General features: G+C 70.6%; 17 protein-coding genes. 13 read left to right on the top strand and 4 right to left on the bottom strand.

The features are described 5' to 3' along the window. Positions 1-24 precede the first annotated feature (24 nt). On the bottom strand, positions 25-2,430 hold the full coding sequence (locus K8640_RS28970) for an endonuclease MutS2 (RefSeq protein WP_223750043.1): 2,406 nt from the start codon (positions 2,428-2,430) through the stop codon (positions 25-27). 75 nt (positions 2,431-2,505) lie between these two features. Between K8640_RS28970 and K8640_RS28965 the strand changes: the two genes are divergently transcribed. From K8640_RS28965 to K8640_RS28940, 6 genes are all read left to right on the top strand, one after another. Next, positions 2,506-3,246, top strand: coding sequence for a tetratricopeptide repeat protein (locus K8640_RS28965; protein ID WP_223750042.1), 741 nt, complete (start codon positions 2,506-2,508; stop codon positions 3,244-3,246). Positions 3,247-3,311: 65 nt separating this feature from the next. Continuing rightward, complete coding sequence (locus K8640_RS28960) at positions 3,312-4,637, top strand: adenylate/guanylate cyclase domain-containing protein (RefSeq protein ID WP_223750010.1); 1,326 nt, start codon at positions 3,312-3,314, stop codon at positions 4,635-4,637. Positions 4,638-4,676: 39 nt separating this feature from the next. Then, positions 4,677-5,858, top strand: coding sequence for a DUF1343 domain-containing protein (locus K8640_RS28955; RefSeq protein WP_223750009.1), 1,182 nt, complete (start codon positions 4,677-4,679; stop codon positions 5,856-5,858). A 16-nt stretch (positions 5,859-5,874) separates the two neighbouring features. Then, entirely contained in the window at positions 5,875-6,546 is a 672-nt protein-coding gene (locus K8640_RS28950; RefSeq protein ID WP_223750008.1) for a hypothetical protein, read from the top strand. Between the two features lie 14 nt (positions 6,547-6,560). Beyond that, positions 6,561-7,121, top strand: a complete 561-nt coding sequence (nadD, locus tag K8640_RS28945; protein ID WP_223750007.1) for a nicotinate (nicotinamide) nucleotide adenylyltransferase — start codon at positions 6,561-6,563, stop codon at positions 7,119-7,121. A gap of 30 nt (positions 7,122-7,151) precedes the next feature. After that, on the top strand, positions 7,152-7,754 hold the full coding sequence (locus tag K8640_RS28940) for a hypothetical protein (protein WP_223750006.1): 603 nt from the start codon (positions 7,152-7,154) through the stop codon (positions 7,752-7,754). On the opposite strand, the gene K8640_RS28935 is transcribed toward K8640_RS28940, so the two are convergent. Next, positions 7,751-10,978, bottom strand: coding sequence for a hypothetical protein (locus tag K8640_RS28935; protein ID WP_223750005.1), 3,228 nt, complete (start codon positions 10,976-10,978; stop codon positions 7,751-7,753). The two genes, K8640_RS28940 and K8640_RS28935, sit on opposite strands and share 4 nt — an antisense overlap. 223 nt (positions 10,979-11,201) lie before the next feature. Here K8640_RS28935 and K8640_RS28930 point away from each other — a divergent pair, with 223 nt between their 5' ends. After that, positions 11,202-12,518, top strand: a complete 1,317-nt coding sequence (locus K8640_RS28930) for a hypothetical protein (protein WP_141329576.1) — start codon at positions 11,202-11,204, stop codon at positions 12,516-12,518. Here K8640_RS28930 and K8640_RS43275 read toward each other — a convergent pair. Further along, entirely contained in the window at positions 12,511-13,365 is an 855-nt protein-coding gene (locus tag K8640_RS43275; RefSeq protein ID WP_223750041.1) for a Rossmann-like and DUF2520 domain-containing protein, read from the bottom strand. The two genes, K8640_RS28930 and K8640_RS43275, sit on opposite strands and share 8 nt — an antisense overlap. On the opposite strand from K8640_RS43275, the gene K8640_RS28920 reads away from it, so the two are divergent. Beyond that, positions 13,364-13,810: a hypothetical protein gene (locus K8640_RS28920; RefSeq protein ID WP_223750045.1), complete on the top strand. Its 447-nt coding sequence runs from the start codon at positions 13,364-13,366 to the stop codon at positions 13,808-13,810. The genes K8640_RS43275 and K8640_RS28920 overlap by 2 nt on opposite strands. A 106-nt stretch (positions 13,811-13,916) precedes the next feature. Here K8640_RS28920 and K8640_RS28915 read toward each other — a convergent pair whose 3' ends face one another. Then, positions 13,917-16,508, bottom strand: a complete 2,592-nt coding sequence (locus tag K8640_RS28915) for an AAA family ATPase (protein WP_223750004.1) — start codon at positions 16,506-16,508, stop codon at positions 13,917-13,919. Positions 16,509-16,737: 229 nt separating this feature from the next. On the opposite strand from K8640_RS28915, the gene K8640_RS28910 reads away from it, so the two are divergent. Genes K8640_RS28910 through K8640_RS28890 form a run of 5 tightly spaced genes read left to right on the top strand, consistent with a single transcriptional unit; the run spans position 16,738 to position 22,037 of the window. Further along, positions 16,738-17,445, top strand: coding sequence for a YIP1 family protein (locus K8640_RS28910; protein ID WP_223750003.1), 708 nt, complete (start codon positions 16,738-16,740; stop codon positions 17,443-17,445). Beyond that, positions 17,442-18,785: a TolC family protein gene (locus K8640_RS28905; RefSeq protein WP_223750002.1), complete on the top strand. Its 1,344-nt coding sequence runs from the start codon at positions 17,442-17,444 to the stop codon at positions 18,783-18,785. The genes K8640_RS28910 and K8640_RS28905 overlap by 4 nt, the downstream gene beginning before the upstream one ends. Next, entirely contained in the window at positions 18,782-20,050 is a 1,269-nt protein-coding gene (locus tag K8640_RS28900; RefSeq protein WP_223750001.1) for an efflux RND transporter periplasmic adaptor subunit, read from the top strand. Before K8640_RS28905 ends, K8640_RS28900 begins: the two co-directional genes overlap by 4 nt. Beyond that, positions 20,047-20,802: an ABC transporter ATP-binding protein gene (locus K8640_RS28895; protein ID WP_141328993.1), complete on the top strand. Its 756-nt coding sequence runs from the start codon at positions 20,047-20,049 to the stop codon at positions 20,800-20,802. Before K8640_RS28900 ends, K8640_RS28895 begins: the two co-directional genes overlap by 4 nt. Next, on the top strand, positions 20,799-22,037 hold the full coding sequence (locus K8640_RS28890; RefSeq protein WP_223750000.1) for an ABC transporter permease: 1,239 nt from the start codon (positions 20,799-20,801) through the stop codon (positions 22,035-22,037). The genes K8640_RS28895 and K8640_RS28890 overlap by 4 nt, the downstream gene beginning before the upstream one ends. The last annotated feature ends 3 nt before the right edge of the window (positions 22,038-22,040 follow it).

The following is a 22,040-nucleotide window of genomic DNA, read 5'->3' as shown; positions in this document are numbered from 1 at the left end:
CGCTCGGGCTCCACGGGGCCTGACTCAGGAGCGCAGCGCGACCACCGTGACGCCGTCGCCGCCCTCGTGGCTCTCTCCCGGGCGATACATCCGGATGTAGGGCGAGTTCGCCAGATAGTCCCGCAGCGCCTGCTTCAGCGCGCCCGTGCCATGTCCGTGGACGATGAGCGCGGCCTCTTCACCGCTGCGCATGCCCTGGTCCAGGAAGGACTCCACCTCCGCCAGGGCCTCGTCCGCGCGCATGCCGCGCACGTCGCAGCGGAAGTTCATCGCGTCCACCGGCGCGCCCGCCGCCGTGGACGCGCGCTTCAGCGCCGCATCCTGCTTCTGCCGCTCCGGGAACTTCGCCTGCTGCGGCTTGCGCGTGCGAGAGCCCGACAGCTCCGAGGTGGGCACCCGCATCTTCATCGCGCCGCCCGCGGACACCACCGCGTGCCCATCCGCCAGCTCGAGGATTTCCACATCCCGAGCCAGCCCCGAGTGGTGCACCCACGCGCCGACCTTGAGGTTCACCGGCGCCGGAGCCTCCACCTGGAACAGCTCCGCCCTCGCGGCCAGGGCCCGCTTCTGCGCGTCCTCGGCCCGCTGCAGCAACTGCTGCCGCGCCTCCGACAGCGCCTTCTCGTTCTGCTCGGCGCGCAGCTTCGTGAGCAGCTTCTGGACCTCCGTCGCCGCCAGCTCGCTCGCCGCGTGGACGTCCTCGTTGAACTGCATCATCTTCGCGCGGCGCTCGCGCTCGAAGGTCTGCTTCTGCTTCTCCAGCTCCACGCGCAGCGCCTCGGCCTCCTTCGCCGCCACCCGCGCCTTCTCCAGCTCCTCGGAGAGCCTGCGCCGCTCCTCCTCGGCCGCCGCCAGGGCCTGCGACAGGGGACCGCCCGCGTTCATCGTCAGCTCACGGGCGCGCTCGCACACCCTCTGGGGCAGGCCCACCCGCGCCGCGACCTCGATGGCCGAGGACTGTCCCGCGGCGCCAATCTGGAGCCGGTACGTCGGCGCCATGCGCTTCGAGTCGAAGCCCACCCGCGCGTTCAGGAAGCGCGGGTCCATGTGCGCCAGCGCCTTGAGCTCCTCCAGGTGCGTCGTCACCAGGGCCACGGCGTTCTTGGCCAGCAGGTCCTCGAGCACCGCGATGGCGATGGCCGCGCCCTCGCGCGGGTCCGTGTCCGCGGCGATCTCGTCGATCATCACCAGCGAGCCCTCGCCGACCTCGGCGATGATGTCGCGCAGCATCACCACGTGCGCGCTGAACGTCGACAGGCCCTGCGCCAGGTCCTGCGAGTCGCCCACCGTCGAGTGCACCGAGCGGTACAGCGGCATCCGCGAGCCTTCGCCCACCGGAATCGGCAGGCCCGCGCGCAGCATCAGCGCGCACAGCCCCACGCCCGTCAGCGTCACCGTCTTGCCGCCCGCGTTGGGGCCGGACACGATGAGCGCCTTCGCCCCGCCGTTGAGCGTCACGTCGTTGGCCACCACCTCGGTGCCTCGCAGCACCAGGCGAGGGTGGCGCAGCATCCGCAACTGGAGCTCCGTGACGCCCGCGAACTCCGGCGTCGTCGCGTCCAGGTCCGAGGAGAGGATGGCCACCGCCTCCACCTCGTCCAGCTCCGCCACCGCCTCCAGGCCCTCGAGGATGCGGTCCGCCTCCCGGCCGAGCAGCTGGCTCAGCTCCTGGAGCACCCGCCGCTCCTCCTCCAACACCACCGACTGCGCGATGGCCAGGTCGTTGCCCAGCCCCACCATGGCCTGCGGCTCCATGAAGAGCGTCTGGCCCGTCTGGCTCGCGTTGTGGACGATGCCGTCCACCTCCGCGCGGTAGTTCGACACCACCGGCACCACGTAACGGCCATTGCGCAGGGTGTAGTAGTTCTCCCGCAGCTTGGCGACGAAGCCCTGGTCGTGGAGCATCTCGTCCAGGCGCGACTTGATGCGACGGTGCAGGCCGCGCGCCCTGTCGCGGGCCTCGCGAAGCTCCGGGCTCGCCCGGTCCGAAATCTCACCGTCCGGTTCGAAACACTGGTCGATGCGCCGGGCCAGCGACTCCAGCAGGGGCAGCCGCCGGGCGATGTCCATCAGCCGGGGCACGCGCTCCTTGCGCTCGTCCAGGGCCTCGCGGGTGCGCACGAAGGCGAACAGGAGCTGGGCGCCGTCGATGAGCTGCCGGGGCTCCAGGGTGCCGCCCTTGGCGGCGTGGCCCACGTGGATGCGCAGGTCCACCACGCCGCCGAGCGGGAGGGAGAACTGCTCCTGGGAGAGGGTTCGCGCCTCACCCACCAGGGCCAGCGCCTCCGAGACCTGCTCGGCCGTGTCGAGGAACGGGCGGGCGAGCACGCGCTCCCGGCCTGGCTCCGTCCGACACCGCTGCGTCAGCGCTCGGAGCACATCCGCGAATCCGAGGTCTTCCAGCGTCTTTTGGGATATCTGCACGGTCATGGGTTTCATGCGTGGCCGTCCGGCCGTCAAGAGGATCTATTGAGGCGCCCGGCTCGGCTCTGCTATCTGCCGCGCATGCACTGGGTCATCCTGGTGGCGTGCCTGGCGGGCGCCTCTGACGCCGCACAGCCCTCCGCCCTGACGGGAGCGCGAACCCCGGCCGCCGCCCCCTCGCCCGGCACGCTGTCGGACGCGCTCGCCCTGGAGGCGGGTGGGGACGACGCCGCCGCGCTCCAGGCCGTGGAGGCCCTGGTTCTTAGCCAGCCCCGGTGGGAGCTGCCACGGATGGAGGCAGCCCGGCTGCTCCTGAAGCTGGGAGGCTCCATGGAGCAGGCCGAGGCCCACCTGGAGGTCGCCACCCGCGAGGCCCCCACCAACCCCCGCGCCTGGTACCTGCGGGGGCTCATCTGGGAGGAGCGCGGCAACCCCATGCAGGCGGCCCGCGCCTATGAGACGGCGGTGCAGCACCGGGGCTCCTACGAGGAGGCCCGCTTCCGGCTCGGGGGCCTGTGGGTGGCGCTGGGCGACCTGCTCAAGGCGGAGCTCCACTACCGCTACCTGGCGCGCGCGAAGCCCGAGTGGGTGCAGGTGCGCCTGCAACTGGCGGACGTGCTGGAGAAGCAGGAGCGGCTGCTGGACGCGGAGACGGAGCTCTTGGCGGCGAGGAGCTTCCAGCCGGACAGCCCGTTGGTGCTCCGGCGACTGGCCGACTTCTATGACCGCACGGAGCGGCCCCAGCTCGCGGCGAAGGTGCGCAAGTCCATGGAGCCGCAGGAGAAGCGGCGCATGCGAGCACTCAAGCCGTCGCGTCGCTGACGGTCGACGTCGCGATGCGTCGTTGCGATTGCACCCCAGAGCGTGGCGCATAGACTGCGCGCGCTTTGAAGACCGCCAACCTCGCCATCGTCTTCACCGACATCAAGGGCTTCACCGAGCGGACCAGTCGGCAGACGCTGGAGGAGAACCAGCGGCTGCTGCGCATCCACGGTGCCCTGCTGTCGCCGCTCTTCAAGGCGTTCGGTGGCCGCATCATCAAGTCCATCGGTGACGCGCTGCTGGTCACCTTCGAGTCGCCCACCCAGGCCGTGCTCAGCGGCGTCGCCATCCAGGACCGGCTGTGGCACCACAACCGGGTGTCCCCGGAGGCGGACCAGCTCCACGTGCGCTTCGCCATCAACGTGGGCGAGGTGCGCCTGGATGGCAACGACATCTTCGGCGAGCCGGTGAACATCGCCGCGCGCGTGGAGGGGCTGGCCGAGGCGGGCGAGGTGTACTTCACGGAGGCCGTCTACCTCGCGATGAACCGGGCCGAGGTGCCCGCGCGCGAGGTGGGGGCCTTCGAGCTCAAGGGCATCCCCGGGAAGATCCGCGTCTTCCAGGTGCCGCGTGCGCCGTACCGGGTGGAGGCGCCGTCGGCGGGCGCCATCGCCGAGGCGCCGGGCAGCGAATCGAATCCGCCCTACGGCAACCTGGCCCTGTCGCGGGTGCCGGAGTCCGCGCTGGAGGCGCCCGGCGGAGAGCTGGCGCAGCTGGGCGTGAAGGCGGCGGCGCTGGGCCAGAAGGCCGCGGCGGGCGCGGCGGTGCTGGGGCAGCACGCGGTGGTGTTGGGGCAGCAGGCGGTGGGACTCGGGCGACATGCCACCTCCCGCTTCGAGGAGGTGGGTGGCGTCTCGGGGGCGTTGAGGGCGCTGTCTTCCCAGCGCAAGGCGCTGGTGGTGGCCGGCTGCGTGTTGCTGGCGGTCGCGGTGGCGGGCGTGGGCATGGTGGCGCTCGGTGGCGGCCCCGCGATGCGGGCCATCTCCGCGGTGGAGAAGGCGCCCAAGGCGGAGCGCGACCCGCTGGTGAAGGAGGCGCGCAAGGTCATCGCCGAGGAGCAGGACCCGGGCCAGCGGCTCTACCTGCAGGGGCGGCTGGACGAGGCGATGGAGAACACCCGTCGCTCGCTGGAGGACTACGGGCGCTCGGCGAAGGTGGGCAACCGCGACGCGGAGAAGCGCATCATCGAGTTGCTGGCGCATCCGACCTGCAACGTGCGCGTGGCCGCGGTGGACACGGTGCGCTCGCTCAAGCTGACGAGCGCGGTGTCGGCGCTGGAGGACCTCGCCGAGGATGGCGGCCCGGATGATGGCTCGGGCGGCTTTCTGGGCATGGGGAAGTGTGACTCCCGGGCGTATGCCGAGCACGCGCTCAAGAGCTTCAAGGATTAGGCCCGGGCCCGGATGGGCTCGCGCGAGGAAGGAATCACCGTGACGAAGGTGAAGACGGGACTGGATGTCTGGGTGGAGCAGGGCTTCTGCGCGCTGAAGGGCAAGCGCGTGGGCGCCATCGTCAATCCCACCAGCGTGGACTCGCGCTTCCGGCACCTGGCGGACCTGTTGTCCCAGGCGCCGGGCGTGACGCTGGCGGCGCTGTTCGGCCCCGAGCACGGCGTGCGCGGAGAGGCGCAGTACATGGTCGCCGTGGACGAGGCGAAGGACCGGCGCACGGGCGTGCCCGTGCACAGCCTCTATGGCTCCACCTTCGAGTCGCTGTCCCCGCGCGCCGAGTGGCTCAAGGGGCTGGACGCGCTCGTGTTCGACATCCAGGACGTGGGCAGCCGCTACTACACCTACGTCTACACCATGGCCCTGGCGATGAAGGTGGCGGCGAAGGCGGGCGTGCCCTTCTACGTGTTGGACAGGCCCAACCCGCTCAACGGCGTGGCGATGGAGGGCAACCTGGTGGGGGAGGGCTTCCGCTCCTTCGTGGGCCTGTATGCGCTGCCCAACCGTCACGGCATGACGGCGGGGGAGCTGGCGCGGCTCTTCAACGCGCAGGAGGGCTTCGGCTGCGACCTGACGGTGGTGCCGTGCGAGGGCTGGCGCCGCGAGCAGTTCTGGTCCGAGACGGGCCTGCCGTTCATCTCCCCGTCGCCCAACATGCCCACGCCGGACACGGCGCTGGTGTACCCGGGCATGTGCCTGGGCGAGGGCACCAACGTCTCCGAGGGGCGCGGGACGTGCCGCCCGTTCGAGCAGTTCGGCGCGCCCTGGGTGGACACGGACGCGCTGCTGGCGCGGCTGGCGAAGGAGCAACTGCCGGGGGTGGCCTTCCGCGCGGTGGGCTTCACGCCGACGTTCGACAAGTACCGGGGTGAGTCCTGCAACGGGGCCTTCATCCACGTGACGGACCGGCGGACGTTCCAGCCGCTGCGCACGGGCATCGCCATCTTCCAGGCGTTGCACGACATCGGCCCGGGGAGGTTCGACTGGCGGGCGGACGCGTACGAGTTCGTGGAGGACGTGCCGGCGTTCGACCTGCTGTGCGGGACGGACCAGGTGCGCCGGGGCATCCTGGAGGGGTGGAGCCTGGACCGGCTGATGGAGGGGTTCCAGGCCCAATCCGAGCGCTTCGCCGGGCACAGGGAGCCCTACCTGCTGTACGCTTGAGCGTGGGACCTTCCACGTGATTGGTGTCTTCTCCGACAGCCACGGCGACCTTCAAGCCTTCGATGCGGCCTACGAGCTGCTGCGCTCCCTGGGGGCGCGGCGGTTCCTGTTCACGGGCGCGCGCTACACGGACCTGGACGAGTGGCTGCTCTGGCGCCGGCAGAAGTCGCGCGGCGGCCGGGAGTACTCGGACGCGGACTTCCTGGCGGACGTGAGCCAGTGGCTGGGCAGCCAGGACGCGCTGCCCCGCACGCCGTCCCGGGGCGAGGCCCCCGCGGATGTGGCCTCCGAGGAGGACCGGCGGCTGGTGATGGAGCGCTTCGTGCGCGTGCCGGAGCGGGACTCACTCCAGTATCGGGACCCCGCCATCAACAACAAGGCGATGGACCTGCTGGGCGACACGCTGTGCTGCGTGGTGCACGACAAGAACGACCTGACGCGCGAGGACCTGCTCAACGCGCTGGTGTTCATCCATGGGAAGGACCCGGAGCCCAAGGTGGTGCAGATTGGCCCGCGCTACTTCCTGACGCCGGGGAGGCTGGTGGGCGCGGCGGAGCAGACGTGCGCGCTGTTGGACCGGGTGGACCGGGAGCTGCGCTTCTCCGCGTACCGGCTGGATGGCCACGTGGTGCTGGAGCCCCGCGTGCTGACGCTGGACAAGAAGTCCCCGAAGCTGACCTTGAAGTGATGTGAGGCCCTGACGTGCAGGTCGCGCTGCTTGGAGGCTCGTTCAACCCGCCGCACGTGGGGCACCTGATGGCCGCCTCGTATGTGCACGCGACGCAGGGCGTGGACCAGGTGTGGCTGATGCCGTCCTGGCAGCACCCGTTCGGCAAACAGATGGAGGACTTCGACCACCGCATCGCGATGTGCAAGGCGATGTGTCGGGAGACCTCGGGCTGGCTGAAGACGACGCGCATCGAGAGCGAGCCGGGGTTGACGGGGCGCACGGTGGACACGCTCGAGCTGCTGGTGGCGCGTCATCCGGACGTGCGCTGGTCCATCATCATCGGCAGCGACATCCTGAGGGACCTGCCGCACTGGAAGGACTTCCACCGCATCGAGGCGATGTCGCGCGTGCTGGTGCTGTACCGCGCGGGCTATCCGGCGCCCAACACCGTGGGGCCTCCCTTGGCGGAGGTGTCCTCCACGGAGATTCGCGAGCTGCTGGCCCGAGGCAAGGAGCCCTCGGACCTGGTGCCCTCGGGAGTGCTGGCCCATGCCCGCGCGGCGGGGCTGTACGGGCTGGGCCGCGCGCGGTAGGTCGTGGCGGTTCGCCAGGAATCAGGGCCCGTGCTTGATATGACCGTGGGCATGTCGCTGACGCGTGCCCTGTGCTCCCTCGTGCTTCTGCTGTGTCTGACGAACTGCGCGTCGCGTGCCGTGGATGTGAAGCCGTCGTCGTCCTCCGATTGCGCGAAGGCCTCGCTGTTCGAGCGCTTCGCGCGCGGCGGCATGGTGGCGTCGCTCGCGGGAGGCGACGTTCGCCTGTCGGTGATGGCGGATGTCCACAGCGCGGACTGCGGGACGCCCGACTGCTACTTCACCCGGCTGCAGGCGGTGTTCCGCTTCGAGGCGGGGCAGGGCTGCCGGCTGCGTGAGGTGGACGTCTTCACGGAGGACGGTGGCTGCAACGTGGGCGGCGCGTTCGAGCCTCCGAAGCAGGAGACGTTCTTCCCGGACGGTGCCGCGGACCTGTCCGCGCCGACGCTCGGCCAGCTCACCCTGCGCACGCGTCAGGGAGACCGCGCCCTCGTCCTGGTGCCTCGGAACCTCTTCTACTTCGCGGACGTGAAGCCGGGCGCCCCGCTGCACACGTCGCTCCCCGCGGATGCGGAGGGCGAGGACGCGTGCTGCTGGGGCGCGTCCGTGGCGGAGTCACACTTCCGCGATTAGAGGCCGAACCCCACGAGGTGCAGGTCTCCCAGCCCATCGTCGTAGCGACGGGCGAACTGGTAGAAGATGGAGAACGGCACCGACTGGCCGATGGTGGACTGCAGCGACAGCGCGGTGCCGAAGGCCCCGTGGTTGTCCCGGTTGTCCGTGCGCGCCAGCGTCCCGAAGACCTCGAGCTGGAGGTTGCTCACGAACAGCGACGGGAACAGCCACAGCGTGGAGGCCCAGCCGTAGTCGATGGGCATGCGGTAGCGATACGTCGCCGTGCCGACCATCGCGTTCTTCGCGCGGAGGGTGATGTCCTCGTAGCCGCGCACGTACTCGCTGAAGGCGATTCCGGGCTGGAGCTGGAGGGGGAGGGGGCGCGTCTCCGTGGATCGGCGGCTGCTGTACCAGGTCTGCCCCGCGGTGAGACCGCCGACCTCCAGCAGGCCCTCGGGCGCGCCGGGCAGATAGCGGCCCACCGCGGAGAGCTGGAGGTGATCCCTCCCGATGAAGAAGCCCGCGAGGAACGCGTCCAGGCCCACGCGCAAATCACCCACCGTCGAGTCCAGGGCGAAGGCCCCCGGATAGATGGCGGCGCTCAGGTTGATGCCCAGTCCGCGCTGGAGACCGCCGTAGGACGTCGCATCGCCCGCGAAGTAGGACGTGGAGACCTCCGGACCGATCAGCCGGGTGACGAGGCCGGGGAAGCGGCCCACGGCGTCGTACTCGCGCCGCAGGGCGAGCACGCCAATCGTCACGGGCGTCGTCCAGAACGTGCGCGACGCGTAGGCCAGGGCCTGCAGGTCCGTGCGCTCGTTCTCGCGCAGGCGCGAGACGGAGGCCTGGAGATACCAGGGCGCCAGCTGCGCGTTGCCGTACGCGAGCGCGACGTTCGGCTCCTTGTCCTGCGTGCTGTAGGCGAAGGATAGCGCGTAGGCGTGGAAGCCGAGCCGGTCCTGTCCCGCGAGCGCGAGGCCGCCGCTGAAGATGAGGTCGTCCGAGTCCTCGCTCTCGGTCGCGAGCCACACGTAGGGCAGACGGAACTCGGGGATGAGGAAGCCCTCGAGCGTCGAGTAGGGCTCATCGCCGAGGACCGTGACGGCCTTGCCGGGGTCCGGAGGCGGCGCGACCACGGGCGCGTCCAGGTCTCCCAGGTCCGCGACGGGCACGGTCGACGGCGGCACCGCGATGGGCGGCGGCGCGGTGGGAACGGTCTCCGCGAGAGGGGCATCGGGCGCGGCGGGGAAGGGCGTTGGCGTGAAGTCGCTCGGTGGTGGCTCGCTCCCCGCGGGTGCCTGTTCGTTGGCGACGGGCGTGTTCGCCGGACCGGGCGGGCTCGTTGCCTCGGACGTCACGTTTCCCGTCTCCGGGGTCGACGCGACCGCTCCCGTTGGCGGCGCTGCATCCGGTGGGGAAGGAGCCGGTGCCGGTGTGACCTCTTGCCCCGGCATCGATGACGCGGCGCCCTGCTCCGACGGCGACGTTCCGGTGGGGGCGGCGGTGAGCGGAGGGGGGCTCATCGGCGAGTCCTCCGAGGTCGCCTCGGCGTGCGAGGACGTCGTCCCCGTGGGGGCAATGACGGGAGCCACCGTGGCCTGTCGCTCGGGGATGTCCACCATGGGCGCGTGGTCGATGGTGAACGCGGTGCCATCCCTGTTCAGGAACGTCACCTCCTTCGTGCCCACGGGATTCACATCCAGCACCAGGAAGGGAGCGTCGGTGATTCGCTCGAACGCTCGCGTGTCGACGTTCATCACGTGCGCCTGGAGGCGCGTCTCGTACTCCCGCAGGAACACGATGCGCTCCGCGTCCAGCCAGCGGGGTGAGTAGTTGAACTGACCATCTCGCGTCAGCCACCTCAGACGCCCATCCTCCTCGCGCATCACCAGGTCCCAGCCCTGGCTCCCGCCGAGCGGGAACACGATGCGCTTCCCCTCCGGAGACACGGAGGGCGGTCCCACCGGAGCGCTCGCCTCGAAGCTCGTGAGCGGCTCCTGCTTCCCCGTGTCCAACTCCAGCCGCCGCAGGTTGGCGGTATCCCCCTCGACGTGGACAAAGACATACGCCTTGCCGTCCGGGGTGATGCTCCCGCCCATGCCCTTCAGGCCATCCCAGACGCGCACGACGTCGCCCGAGCGCGCGTCCACGCGCCACAGCTTCGCCTCGTACGCGCCCACCGCGTTCAGGTCCGCCATGACCAGGTACAGCCACGCGCCATCCGCGCTGAACGACATGCCGCTGACCAGCGTGGACGTCCCCAGCACCCAGCGGCGGAAGGGCAGCAACTCCACCAAGGGCCGCTCGAAGCGCACGCGCCCGTCCTTCTCGCGCACCGTCAGCCGCGAATACTCCGTGCGCCCCACGCTCACCAGCGCTGTCGTCCCCGAGTCCGGATGCGAGGCGAGCCGCGAGAAGTAGCCCGCGTCGCGCTGCCACACCGTCTGCGTCGGAGGGCGCTCGCGGACGATGAGCTGCTCACGCAGGTTCTTGGTGAACTCGGCGAACAGCGAGCCGATGTCCCGGCCGTATACCCGCTTGAAGCGCAGGGTCACCGCGATGGGCGGGATGATGGTGCTGCCCTGGTCATCCACCAGCTTCCAGAGCTTCTCCTCGCCGTACTGCGAGGCCAGGTACTCCACGAAGTGCATGCCCGTCAGGTAGTTGCCGCCGAACGGATCCAGCGCGCGGTTCTCCGGCGACAGGAACCCCGGGTCCATCCTGCCGTCACGCACCTGCACCACCGATTCGAACCAGCCACGCCACACCGGGCTGTGCGGACGCCCCGTGTCCTTGCCGAAGCGGCCCTCGTAGTACGTGGCCAGGCCCTCCAGGAACCAGGACTCCGTGAAGGTGTTGGGTTGGAACAGGCCCCCCGTGAAGGTGTTGAGGAAACCCCAGAGCCCGTCCGCCTGCTGGAGCTGCACGTAGTGCACGGCCTCGTGGCAGGCCACGTCGCCCACGTCCACCTCGCCCAGCCCGAAGAGGTGGAACAGCTCCAGCGTCATGTGCGCCGGCATCACCATCTGCTGGGGGACGCTGGCGTAGTCCGGGACGACGTACGCGTTGTTGAAGTTCGCGCTCGTCAGGTAGACGAGGACCTTGTCCCTCGGCTTCTGCCGCACGGTGTGGCCGCGCAGCCGCTCCACGCAGCCCTCCAGCCTCGCCGCCATGCGCAACGCGGAGGCGCGCAGGTGCTCCGGGTAATAGAGCTCCAGTGACTCCGTCGTCAGCTTCCGCATCGAGTCGCGCGCGAAGGACGTCTGGATGTCTTGGGGAAAACGGGGTGTGACGGAAGCGCACCCCCAGCATGTCAGCAGGAGACAGACGACCCAGGCGTGCCAGCGGAGGGGCCGGCGGGTAGCAGGCATGGGAGCCATCCTACTGGCCACAATTCGTAGCCACGAACGCGTTTTTCACGGTAAGGGGAGGCCCTCCGCTTCCCTTACGATTTCGGATTCCTCCATGTCCCAACCGGATACCCAGGCGCATCCTGTTCCCCAGCATGTCCACCAGGCGCAGCTCCAGGTCGCCGCGGCCCTCGAGAAGGCCGAGGGCAAGCCGATCGATCTGCTCAAGGCGCCCTGGGCTGATGTGGAGAAGGCGGTCGCGAAGGTGCTCGGTGGCCCGTTTCAGGTGAACCAGCCCGAGCACCAGACGCTGGCGCTGGGCCTGGCAGGCGCCTTCGCCATGCGCCTCATCATGGAGCACCAGGCGTTCTGGTTCCCCAACCGGGACTCGCCCGAGGGCGCCACGCTGGGCTTCCCCGAGGCCATCATCATGCTGTCGCCGTTCGGCGCGGCGATGGACGCGCTGGGGCAGAGCAAGCTGAGCCGGCTGGACGACCTGGCGGGGGACATCCGCCGTTCGCTGGGCCAGGCCCGCTTCGGCACCAACCCGGCCCAGGCGCTGGGGGGGCAGGCCCCCAAGCTGACGCCGGTGGACTACCAGCGGCTGTTCGACCCCGGCTTCCTGCAGTTCGTCGTGGTGGACCCGGCGAAGGCGAAGACGGCGCTGGAGACCAAGCCGGATGTGCTCGCCCGTGACGTGCGCGCCGCCCTGGGCCGCGCGCAGGACCTGCCGGCCGAGGCTCGCCAGCAGTTCGAGGGACAGATCGTCCAGTCCCTGCAGCGATTGGATCCCAGCAAGTCGCTCATCGAGCAGGCCGAGCGCGCCCCGCGTCTGGCGGAGCTGATGGTGCACCTGTTCGCCACGGTGAACGGCACGGGTTCGGCGCCCGAGGACTTCTGGCACGACATCGTCCTGCCGCTGCTCTTCATCGGCGCGCCGACCACGTTCCCGCCGCTGGATGACGAGGAGCTGGAGCTGTTCCGCAACGGCGCGGACCCGCTGCCGCTGTTCGTGGACGTGGTGCCGCACGCGCACAGCGCGCCGGACGAGGGCCTGCTGGGCGCGTTCGAGATGAGCGACATCGGCCTCTTGCACCCGGGCTTCGCTCGGGTGGGCGCGCTGCGGCTCATCCGCATCGACCCCACGCGCATCAAGCCGCTGCTGGCCAGCTTCGACGCGCAGAAGCTCGCGACGAGCATCAAGACGTTCGGCGAGACGGTGGCGACGGCCGCGGGCAAGCCGGTCAACGACACGCCGCAGGGCAAGGAGATGCTCCAGGCCTCGCTCACGCTGCTGTCGGACCTGAAGCGCGGCGTGGGTGAGGGCAAGGGCGAGCTGTGCCTGCGCCGCCTCACCGAGGCCGAGGCCGCCTCCGAGCGCGCCCTGGGTTCGGTGCGCAAGGGCCTTCAGGGCTCGCTCATCATCACCTGAGCCGCTTCTCCAGCGCGGCGCGCGATTCAGGGCTGAGTCTCTCCGAGACGAGCTTCAGCGCGCGCCGCGACAGCAGTCGGTAGATGGGGGCGAGGTCGTCCGGGAGCGCATCCAGGTGCGCGCCGACCACGCCCGCATCGCCCCGGACGATGGGACCGGTGAGGCTCCCGGCGAGGCCGCGTGCGTCCATGCCTCGCAGCGCGGAGCGCATCAGGGGCAGCAGGGCGCGGAGTGCTGCGTCGGGCGCGATTCCCGCGGTGCCGAGCGCCGCGACGGCCGCGTCGGCGAGCGCCACGACGAGCCCCGCGCTCATCACCGCGCCCGCGTGGTAGGCGGGGCGGTGAGCCTCGGGGACCTCGATGGCTTCGAGCTTCACGTCCTCGGCCATGTGGCGAAGCACTTCGCGCAGGGGGCTGGAGCGCGTGCTGATGGACGCGGTGTGGCCGGCGAGCGAGTCGTGCGCGGACGACACGGCGCAGAGCGGATGGAACGAGCCGAGGGCGCGGCCTCGTGGCTCGCCGAGGGCTTGGAGTGACAGCGCTCCGGCCGTGTGCACGAGGGCGACGGAGCGGGGCAGGGTGCTGGCGAGCTCTTTCGCGACGCGGGGGACCTCCGCATCCGGGACGCAGAGGAGGATGAGCCGCGCGCGCCGCAAGTCCTCGGGTGTCGATGGCTTCAGGCCGAGTGCTGCGATCCGCCGACGACCTTCGTCACCGCGTGAGTGGAGCGTCACGGGCCAGCCCGTCGCGCTCAGCGCGAGACCGAGGGCTCCGCCGAGGCGACCTGTTCCGACGATGACGACGGGGGGACGCTTCGCTGAGCGTGTGGCTCGTGGAGTCGGTGCGATGGCGACGCTGCCGGGTGCCGGGCGGATGTTGGTGGTGTGGCTCGCGGAGGTGCTTCGTCGCGGGGGCTTCACGCGCTTTGCGCTGGTGGCGACAGGAGGCGTAGCGGGCGGTGTGACGCGGTTCGCGACGGGGAGTTCCTGCGCTGCCTCCGTGGGCTCGACGCCTGAGGGGGCTGACCGCTTCGCGGTGGCGGTAGCTCGCTTCGCGCCGGGTTTTCTCGATGAGGCTTCGGCCTGCGCGGCGCCGGCGGATGCGGACCGCTTCGTGGTGCTGGTAGCTCGCTTCCCGCCGGGTCTGTTCGATGAGACTTCAGCCTGCCCGGCGCCAGTGGATGCGGACCGCTTCGTGGTGCTGGTAGCTCGCTTCCCGCCGGGTCTCTTCGATGAGACCTCGGCCTGCGCGGCGCCGATGACGGTCTCGAGGGTCGTCGGAGAGCTCTCCTGATGAGGCTCTATCCCCCCGTCGCTGGCGGACGCGGGGCGCTTCGCGGTCGCGCGGCCCCGGGAGGATTCCTTCCTCGGGGCACTTCGCTTCCGCGAGGCGCGCTGACTCATCGCTCCCGCTGGAACGCGAGCTGTCCGGCGTGGAGCGCGACGCGCACGCGGTCTCCCGCGCCGAACTCACCGGACAGGATGCGCTCGGCCAGCGGACCTTCCACCAGCCGCTGCACCATCTGCCGCATGGGACGCGCGCCGAGCTGCGGGTCGAAGCCGCCCGACTTCAGCAGGTGCCCCACCACGTCGTCGCCCGCCACGTACTCGATGCCGCGCTCGGTCGACAGCCGCTTGCTGCTCTCCTCCAGCAGCAGCGTCGCGATGCGCGCGACCTCCTCCTCCTCCAGCGGACGGAAGGGGAGCCGCTCGTCGATGCGGTTCCACAACTCCGGCGGAAGCGCCCGACGCGCCGCCGACGCCGCGTGCTCCAGCGCGCTCGCCGCGCCCGAGCTCTCCTGCCCGAAGCCCAGCGGACGACCCGTGCGCGAGAACGCCTCCGCGCCCAGGTTGGTCGTCAGCACGATGACGGTATTCGAGAAGTCGATGTGCCGACCCTTGCCATCCGTCAGCCGCCCCTCCTCCAGGACCTGGAGCAGCAGCAGCTGCACCTCGCGGTGCGCCTTTTCAATCTCGTCCAGCACCACCACGGACGAGGGACGCCGACGCACCGGCTCCGTCAGCTGGCCACCCTCGCCATGGCCCACGTAACCCGCCGGCGAGCCGATGAGGCGCGACACCCCGTGCGCCTCCGACATCTCGCTCATGTCCAGCCGCACCAGCGCGTCGCGGTTGCCGAAGAGCACCTCCGCCAGCCCGCGCGCCATCTCCGTCTTGCCCACGCCCGTGGGGCCCAGGAACAGGAAGCTGCCCATGGGGCGCCGCGACGCGAAGCCCGCGTAGTTGCGACGGATGACCCGCGCGATGCGCGCGATCGCCTCCTCGTGTCCGATGACCCGCTCGCCCAGGTCCTGCTCCAACCGGAGCAGCCGCGCCGAGTCGTTCATGAGCAGCCGCTCCTCCGGAACGCCCGCGAGCTTCGCCACCACCCGCGCCACGTCCGACGGCTCCACCACGTCACGCCCCTCGCGGTGGCACCGGCTCCCCGCCAGGTCCACCACCGAGATGGCCTTGTCCGGCATGAACCGGTCCGTCACGTAGCGGCTCGCCAGCGACGCCGCGGCCTCCAGCGCCTCCGGCCGATAGCGCAGCGCGTGGTGCTCCTCGTACCGGCCGATGATGCCGCGGAGGATCTCCACCGTCTCCGGCACCGACGGCTCGTGCACCACCACCGCCGTGAAGCGCCGCTCGAGCGCCGGGTCCGCGCTGATGAACTTGCGGTACTCGTCGTGCGTCGTCGCGCCGATGCAGGGGAACTCACCCCGCGCCATCGCCGTCTTCAGCTCGTTGGCCGCGTCCTGCGGCCCGTCGCCCGTGGAGCCCGCGCCCACCAGCGTGTGGATTTCGTCGATGAAGACCATCACGCGCCCCTCGGCGCGGCGGACCTCCTCCTTCAACGCGTTGAGCTTCTCGGAGAACGAGCCGCGAAGCTGGGTGCCCGCCACCAGCGAGGCCATGTCCAGCTCCACCACCACCTTCTCCGCCAGCCCGCCACGCAGCCCCAGCAGCCGCTGCGCCACGCCCTCCACCACCGCCGTCTTGCCCACGCCCGCCTCACCCAGGAGGCAGGGGTTGTTCGTGCGGCGCTTGCCGAGGACGTCGATGACCTCCTCGATTTCGCGCGCGCGGCCCACTACCGGGTCCAGCTTCCCCTCACGGGCCGCCTGGCTCAGGTTGCGACCCAGCGACGTGAGCAGCGGGAACGCCTTGGGGTCCAGCGCCATCGAGGGGCCCTTCGCCACCGCCACGGCCGCCTGGGCGGGACGCGCCGCCGGAGCGGGCGCGGGGGGCAGCGTGGGACGCGCCACGGGCGCCGACGTCGGCGCCGGGGGCGTCACGGTGGGCGTGACGCGCGCGGTCGGAGCGGGAGCCGGAGGCGGCGGAGCGGCAGCGGGGGGCGCGGCCTTCTCCTGCGGCTCCTCGTCCACGTCGATGAGGTCGCGAGGCGACAGCGCGGGCGTCGTCGCGCGCGGGGGGGCGGGGGGAGGAGGCTTCGGCGGCGCGGCCGGCATCGGGCGCGGCAGGCTCACCGCCACCGCGGAGAAGGGCAGGGGAGACGGCGGCGCCCCGAGCGGTCGGCTCTGCACCGGCCGCGAGGTGGTGACGTGCGTGCGCCCCGGCTGCAGCTTGCGCGGCATCCGCCCGCTCACGAAGTAGGAGACCGCCGTGGTGCGCAGCGTCGCCAGATCCAGGCCCGCGTGCATCAGCAGCTCCTGGGCCCCGCAGCGCACCCGCGTCACCGCGATGAGCAGATGGAGGCAGTCCGCCTCCTGGGAACCGCAGCTGACCGCGATTTCACGGGCCTTCTCCCGCAGCTCGCGGACCAGGCCGTCGTGCTCGGCGGGGGCGGCGGTGAGCAGCTGGAGGAGGGCATCCTCGTCCACGCCCCGCTCCTTGAGGAGCAGCTGCGCCCGGTTCTCCACCGTGAACAGCGCCAGGAGCACGTGGGCCGAGGTAAGCTTCTGGGCCACGCTCCGGGCAATGTCGTTGGCTTCTTGGAGGACCTGGGCGAGATCCGTGCTTTCGACCATTCGAGCTCCGGCAGGCGTGCAGCCGAGCGGAATACACCCTCTCGATCCCGACGGCAAAATTTCCGCAACAGGTTGCTACAGGTCTGCGGAATCCTTGAAGTAGAAAGCCGCCCGACCTTCCATGCGGATGGAATTCGGCCGGCTGGCTGCCCGTTCACCGCGGAATTTCGACTGGCCGAGCAATTGCCTGAGGGGGACTGCCGTACTTCCCTCCGAGACCACCCACCTTATGACCTCACTCGTCCAACCCGTGCGCGTCTTCATCGACCCTGTCGAGGGGACGCCCGCCGCCGTCGAAGCCCGCCGTTGGGTCTGGCCCCTCCTCATCCTCGCCCTCTGCGTGTCCGCCTCCGGGACGCTGTTTTCCCTGCGCTGGGACGCGACCCCGGATGTCATCCGTGAGCTCCAGTCCTCCGGGGAGATGGCGACCATCTCCGAGGCGGACCTGAGCGACAAGATCCAGACCGCCTCCCGCAAGGCGCTGGTGGGCGGCATCGCCAAGGGCGTCTTCGTGATGCCGTTCATGGCGCTGCTGCTGGCCGCCATGCTCTGGGTCGTGTCGTGGCTGTTCGACCGGCCCGTCCACTTCGAGAAGCTGATGTCGGTGGCGGCCATCGCGCTGCTGCCCATCGCGCTGTACCACCTCATCCTCACCGGCTGCCTCGCGGCGCAGCACACCGTCTCCGTCTCGCGCGTGCTCCAGCTGGTCCCGTCCCACCTGGGCGCGTTCCTGGGGGAGCTGAGCCCGAAGATGGCGCGCGTCGCCTCCACCGTGGACTTCTTCAACCTCTGGAGCACCGCGCTGCTCGGCCTGGGATTCTCCGCCGCCACCGGCATGCCGCGCACCCGCGCGCTGCTGCTGTCCCTGGCGCTCTACGCGATGTTCGCGGGCGTCATGATGGTGGGCTTGCCCGGCTCGGCGGGAGGTGGCCAATGAACGCCCTCATCGTCGCGACGCTCCTGTCCGCGTCCCCCGCGCCCACGCCCATCACCCTGCAGCAGGCCCGCGAGGAGGGCCGCCAGAGCACCACCGCTCTCACGGCGCTCCAGGACCTGGAGGTCAGCCAGCAGGACGTGAACATCCGCCGCTCCGCGCTCCTGCCCCAGCTCTCCATCAATGGCTTCGTGGGCAAGCGTTGGCTGGGCCGCCGGCAGCAGTTCGACCTGGTGCCGGATGTGAACAACCCCGGCGAGTTCGTGCAGATCTCCGTCGAGTCCAAGCCGACCAGCACGGGCGACTACGACCTGGGCGCCGTCCTGAGCCAGAGCGTCTATGACCGCGCGCTCTGGAAGCAGCTGGAGCAGGCCGGAGTGCTGCGCGACGCGCAGGCGAGCCAGGCCAAGGAGGAGGCGGACACCGCGGAGCTGGAGGCCATCCGCCGCTTCTTCACGCTCTTCCGCACCCAGGCCACCCGCCAGGTGCTGGACGCCACCGTCAAGCGCAGCGAGGAGCAGCTCGAGCGTGCCCGCTCCCTGTTCCTGGCCGGCCGCGTGGGCAAGGTGGAGGAGATCTCCGCCCTGGTGAACCTGGGCAATGATCGCATCTCCTTCGTCCAGTCGCTCAGCCAGCTCGTCACGGACCAGGGCCAGCTCGCGGTGTGGCTGACGCGTCCGGGCACCCAGCCCGTGGAGGCGGTGGACCCGGGCGTGCTCCAGTCGGAGCCCGGCCCCGCGCCCACCATCGAGCAGGCCATCAGCGTGGCCCGCGAGCAGCGCCCGCTGCTCAAGGCGCTCGAGGCGCGGGTGAGCGCGGCGGAGCTGGAGCGCGCCATCGCCCGCGCGGACTACATCCCGAAGCTGTCGGCCCAGGGCCTCTACACCCGCCAGGGCCCGGACGCCGGCCAGGTCTTCACCGAGCCGCGGCTGCAGAACAACGTCATCGCCCGCCTCAACCTGGACTGGAACATCTTCAACGGCTTCATCACCCCCGCGCAGACCAAGCGGGCCGAGGCCAACATCCGCAAGGCCCAGCTCCAGCTGGCGCAGTCCGCGCGGGAGATCGAGGCCGAGGTGCGCACCGCGCACCAGTCGCTGGAGGCGCAGATCGTCGCCGCCCGGCTGGCCGCGGAGAACCGCGAGGCCGCCGTCCAGGGACTCAACCTGGCCGAGGAGCGCTTCAAGGCCGGTGCGGGCTCCACGCTGGAGGTCCGTGACGCGCAGCTCAGCCTCACGCAGGCGGAGCTCAGCTTGTTGGAAAACAGAATCGATGTCGAAATCGCCCGCTTCACCTTGATGCGGGCCATGGGCGCCCTGATGAGCCCGGGAGAGACGAAATGAAGTGGTGGAAGGGTGTGATCGCCGGTGCGCTGTTCCTCGGTGCCGCGGCCATCACGGCGGGAGGCCTGAAGGAGCGTCCCCCGCCGTCCCAGGAGGTGCAGATCGCCAAGGCTCGCAAGGGCACCATCACCCGCACCATCACCGGCGCGGGCAAGGTGCAGGCGGCCACGACGGTGAAGATCTCCTCCAGCCTCTCTGGAGACCTGGTGGAGCTGCTGGTCAAGGATGGCGACGCGGTGAAGAAGGGCCAGGTGCTGGCCCGCATCGACCGGCGCGTCTACGAGGCGGCGCTGAAGCAGGCGATGGCCTCGCAGAACGCGGCGCGCGCCGACGCCCAGGTGGCGGAGGTGGAGGTCAGCCGCACCACGCAGGAGCTCGGACGCGTGGAGGGCCTGGTGACCAAGGGCCTGGCGTCCGGGGCGGAGCTGGACGTCGCCAAGGCGAGCAAGAACACGGCGGAGGCCCGGCTCGCGTCCGCCAGGCAGCTGCTCGCGCGCAACGTCGCCGTCGTGGAGCAGGCGCAGACGGACCTGTCGCGCACGACGATGTTCTCGCCCATCGACGGCAACGTCATCGAGCTGTCGCGCGAGGTGGGTGAGCGCGTGCGTGGCTCGGAGCTGGCCGAGGACGTGGTGATGACCATCGCGGCGCTGTCCGCCATGGAGGTGAAGTTCGAGGTGGGGGAGCACGAGGTGGTGCACCTCAAGCCGGGCCAGCCCGCGGACGTGACGCTGGACGCGCTGGAGGGGCAGACCTTCGCGGGCTCCGTGGTGGAGATCGCCCAGAAGGCGCTCATCAAGAACGAGGGCACGGAGGCCGAGGTGACCAGCTTCCCCGTCACGGTGGCGCTGGACATGCGTCCGCCGGGCGTGCTGCCGGGCATGAGCGCGGAGGCCCGTATCTCCGCGGAGACGCGCAGCGACGTCGTCCTGGTGCCCATCCAGGCGGTCACGGTGCGTGCGGAGCGCACGCTGCCCGATTACAAGGAGCCCATCGAGGGTGGCGCGCTCAAGGCGCGGCGCACCGAGTCGCTGGCCAAGGTGGTGTTCGTGGTGGACGCGGCGAACAAGGCGCAGGTGCGGCGGGTGCAGACGGGCATCGCGTCCGACACGGAGCTGGAGATCCTCTCCGGGCTGAACGATGGCGACCGCGTGGTGGAGGGCCCCTACCGCACGCTGTCGAAGGAGCTCAACCACGGGGACAACGTGCAGGAGCCCGAGCAGGGCGGCGGTCCGGGCGGCATGAAGGGCGGGCGGAAGTCGTGAGCCACGGCAGCGGCGCCGGCGATGGCCGGCTCATCCAGGTGGACAACATCACCCGCGTCTTCCACGTCGGTGGCGAGGAGGTGCGGGCGCTGCGAGGCGTCACCTTCGGCGTGGGCCGGGGCGAATGGGTGGCCATCATCGGTCAGTCCGGCTCCGGCAAGAGCACGATGATGAACGTGCTGGGCTGCCTGGATACGCCCTCCAGCGGCCGCTACATGCTCAACGGCAAGGACGTGTCGCGCATGAGCGACGACGAGCTGGCCGTCATCCGCAACGTGGAGATCGGCTTCATCTTCCAGACGTTCCAGCTGCTGCCGAAGGAGACGGCGCTGGCCAACGTGGAGCTGCCGCTGGTGTACCGCGGCATGCCCGCCAAGGAGCGGCGGGAGCGGGCGAAGGCGGCGCTGGACAAGGTGCAGCTCACGCACCGCATGCACCACCGGCCCAACGAGCTGTCGGGCGGTCAGCGTCAGCGCGTGGCGATTGCCCGCGCGCTGGTGTCCGAGCCGTCCATGCTGCTGGCGGACGAGCCCACGGGCAACCTGGACTCGGCCACGGGCGAGGAGATCGTCCGGCTGTTCGAGCAGTTGCACCAGGCCGGCCACACGCTGGTGCTGGTCACGCACGAGCCGAAGCTGGCGGCCCGGTGTCCGAGGGCCATCCGCCTGAGCGACGGTGAGATCGTCGCCGACGGGCCGGGGCGCGAGGTGGCGCTGGGCAACGCCGCGGCGATGGCTGCGGGGGGCGCATGAAGCACTGGGCGGGTTTTCGGGTGGACATCCTGGAGGGCGCGCGCATCGCCCTGTTCTCGCTGCGCGCCAACCGCCTGCGCACCGTGCTGACGACGATGGGCATCGGCATCGGCGTGGCCACGCTGCTGGCCATCGTCGGCATCATCCAGGGGCTCAACACGTCCTTCCACCGGCAGCTCGCGAGCTTCGGGGCGAACACGCTCTACGTGAGCAAGTACCCGATGATCATCAAGGGCGACTGGTGGAAGTACCGCGGGCGCAAGAACTTCACGCTCGACCAGGTGCAGCGGCTGCGCTCCATGGCGCCCTTCATCAGCGCGATGTCGCCGTCGGTGTCGCGGCTGGCGGACGTGTCGTACGCCAGCGAGCAGATGTCCACGGTGCGCATCCAGGGCGTCAACCACGAGTACCTGAGCATCTCCGGGTTCGACATCACCAGCGGGCGCTTCCTCACGGAGGCGGACGAAGAGGTGACGCGGCCGGTGGCGGTGCTGGGCGCGGACGTGGCGGACCGGCTCTTCCCCGGCATCAGCCCGGTGGGGCGCACCATCCGCGTGGACAACCGCTCCTTCCAGGTGGTGGGCACGCTCAGCCGCAAGGGCAAGGTGGTGAACCAGAGCATGGACCTGCTCGTCATCATCCCCTTCAAGACCTTCTACAGCAGCTTCGGCAAGGGGCGCCCGTTCGAGATCGCCATGGCGGTGGCGGACGCGGGCCAGGTGCGCGCGGCCGAGGACCAGCTCATCGGCATCCTCCGGCGCATCCGCGGCACGACGCCGGGTGAGCCGGACGACTTCAACATCAACAAGCCGGAGGCCATGGCGCAGACGTACGCGCAGCTCACGGGCGCGCTGTATGGCGTCGCGGTGGGCGTGGGCCTCATCACGTTGCTGGTGGGCGGCATCGGCATCATGAACATCATGCTGGTGTCGGTGCGCGAGCGGACGCGGGAGATCGGCGTGCGGCGCGCGCTGGGGGCGCGCAAGCGCACCATCGTGGTGCAGTTCCTGATGGAGGCCGCCAGCGTGTCCGCGGTGGGCGGCCTGCTGGGGACGACAGTGGGGCTGGGGACGGCCAAGGTGGTGTCGCTGATAACGCCCCTGGCGGCGGACGTGCAGACGGGCACCATCCTGGGCGGGGTGTTCTTCGCGGCGCTGGTGGGCCTCTTGTTCGGCATCTGGCCGGCGGCGCGCGCGGCGAACCTGGACCCGGTGGAAGCCCTCCGGTACGAGTGAGCC

It is taken from the genome of Myxococcus sp. XM-1-1-1 (assembly GCF_020037095.1).
Taxonomy (GTDB): Bacteria; Myxococcota; Myxococcia; order Myxococcales; family Myxococcaceae; genus Myxococcus; species Myxococcus fulvus.
The sequence above is the reverse complement of the archived record's forward strand: the minus strand, read 5'-3'. Positions and strand labels throughout refer to the sequence as shown.

Excerpts from the sequence above, each read along its gene's own strand:
- K8640_RS28915 (WP_223750004.1), bottom strand. The coding sequence starts at position 16,508 with ATGGTCGAAAGCACGGATCTCGCCCAGGTCCTCCAAGAAGCCAACGAC.
- K8640_RS28920 (WP_223750045.1), top strand. The coding sequence starts at position 13,364 with ATGGCGACGCTGCCGGGTGCCGGGCGGATGTTGGTGGTGTGGCTCGCG.
- K8640_RS28905 (WP_223750002.1), top strand. The coding sequence starts at position 17,442 with ATGAACGCCCTCATCGTCGCGACGCTCCTGTCCGCGTCCCCCGCGCCC.
- K8640_RS28970 (WP_223750043.1), bottom strand. The coding sequence starts at position 2,430 with ATGACCGTGCAGATATCCCAAAAGACGCTGGAAGACCTCGGATTCGCG.
- K8640_RS28900 (WP_223750001.1), top strand. The coding sequence starts at position 18,782 with ATGAAGTGGTGGAAGGGTGTGATCGCCGGTGCGCTGTTCCTCGGTGCC.
- K8640_RS28965 (WP_223750042.1), top strand. The coding sequence starts at position 2,506 with ATGCACTGGGTCATCCTGGTGGCGTGCCTGGCGGGCGCCTCTGACGCC.
- K8640_RS28890 (WP_223750000.1), top strand. The coding sequence starts at position 20,799 with ATGAAGCACTGGGCGGGTTTTCGGGTGGACATCCTGGAGGGCGCGCGC.
- K8640_RS28910 (WP_223750003.1), top strand. The coding sequence starts at position 16,738 with ATGACCTCACTCGTCCAACCCGTGCGCGTCTTCATCGACCCTGTCGAG.
- K8640_RS28935 (WP_223750005.1), bottom strand. The coding sequence starts at position 10,978 with ATGCGGAAGCTGACGACGGAGTCACTGGAGCTCTATTACCCGGAGCAC.
- K8640_RS28930 (WP_141329576.1), top strand. The coding sequence starts at position 11,202 with ATGTCCCAACCGGATACCCAGGCGCATCCTGTTCCCCAGCATGTCCAC.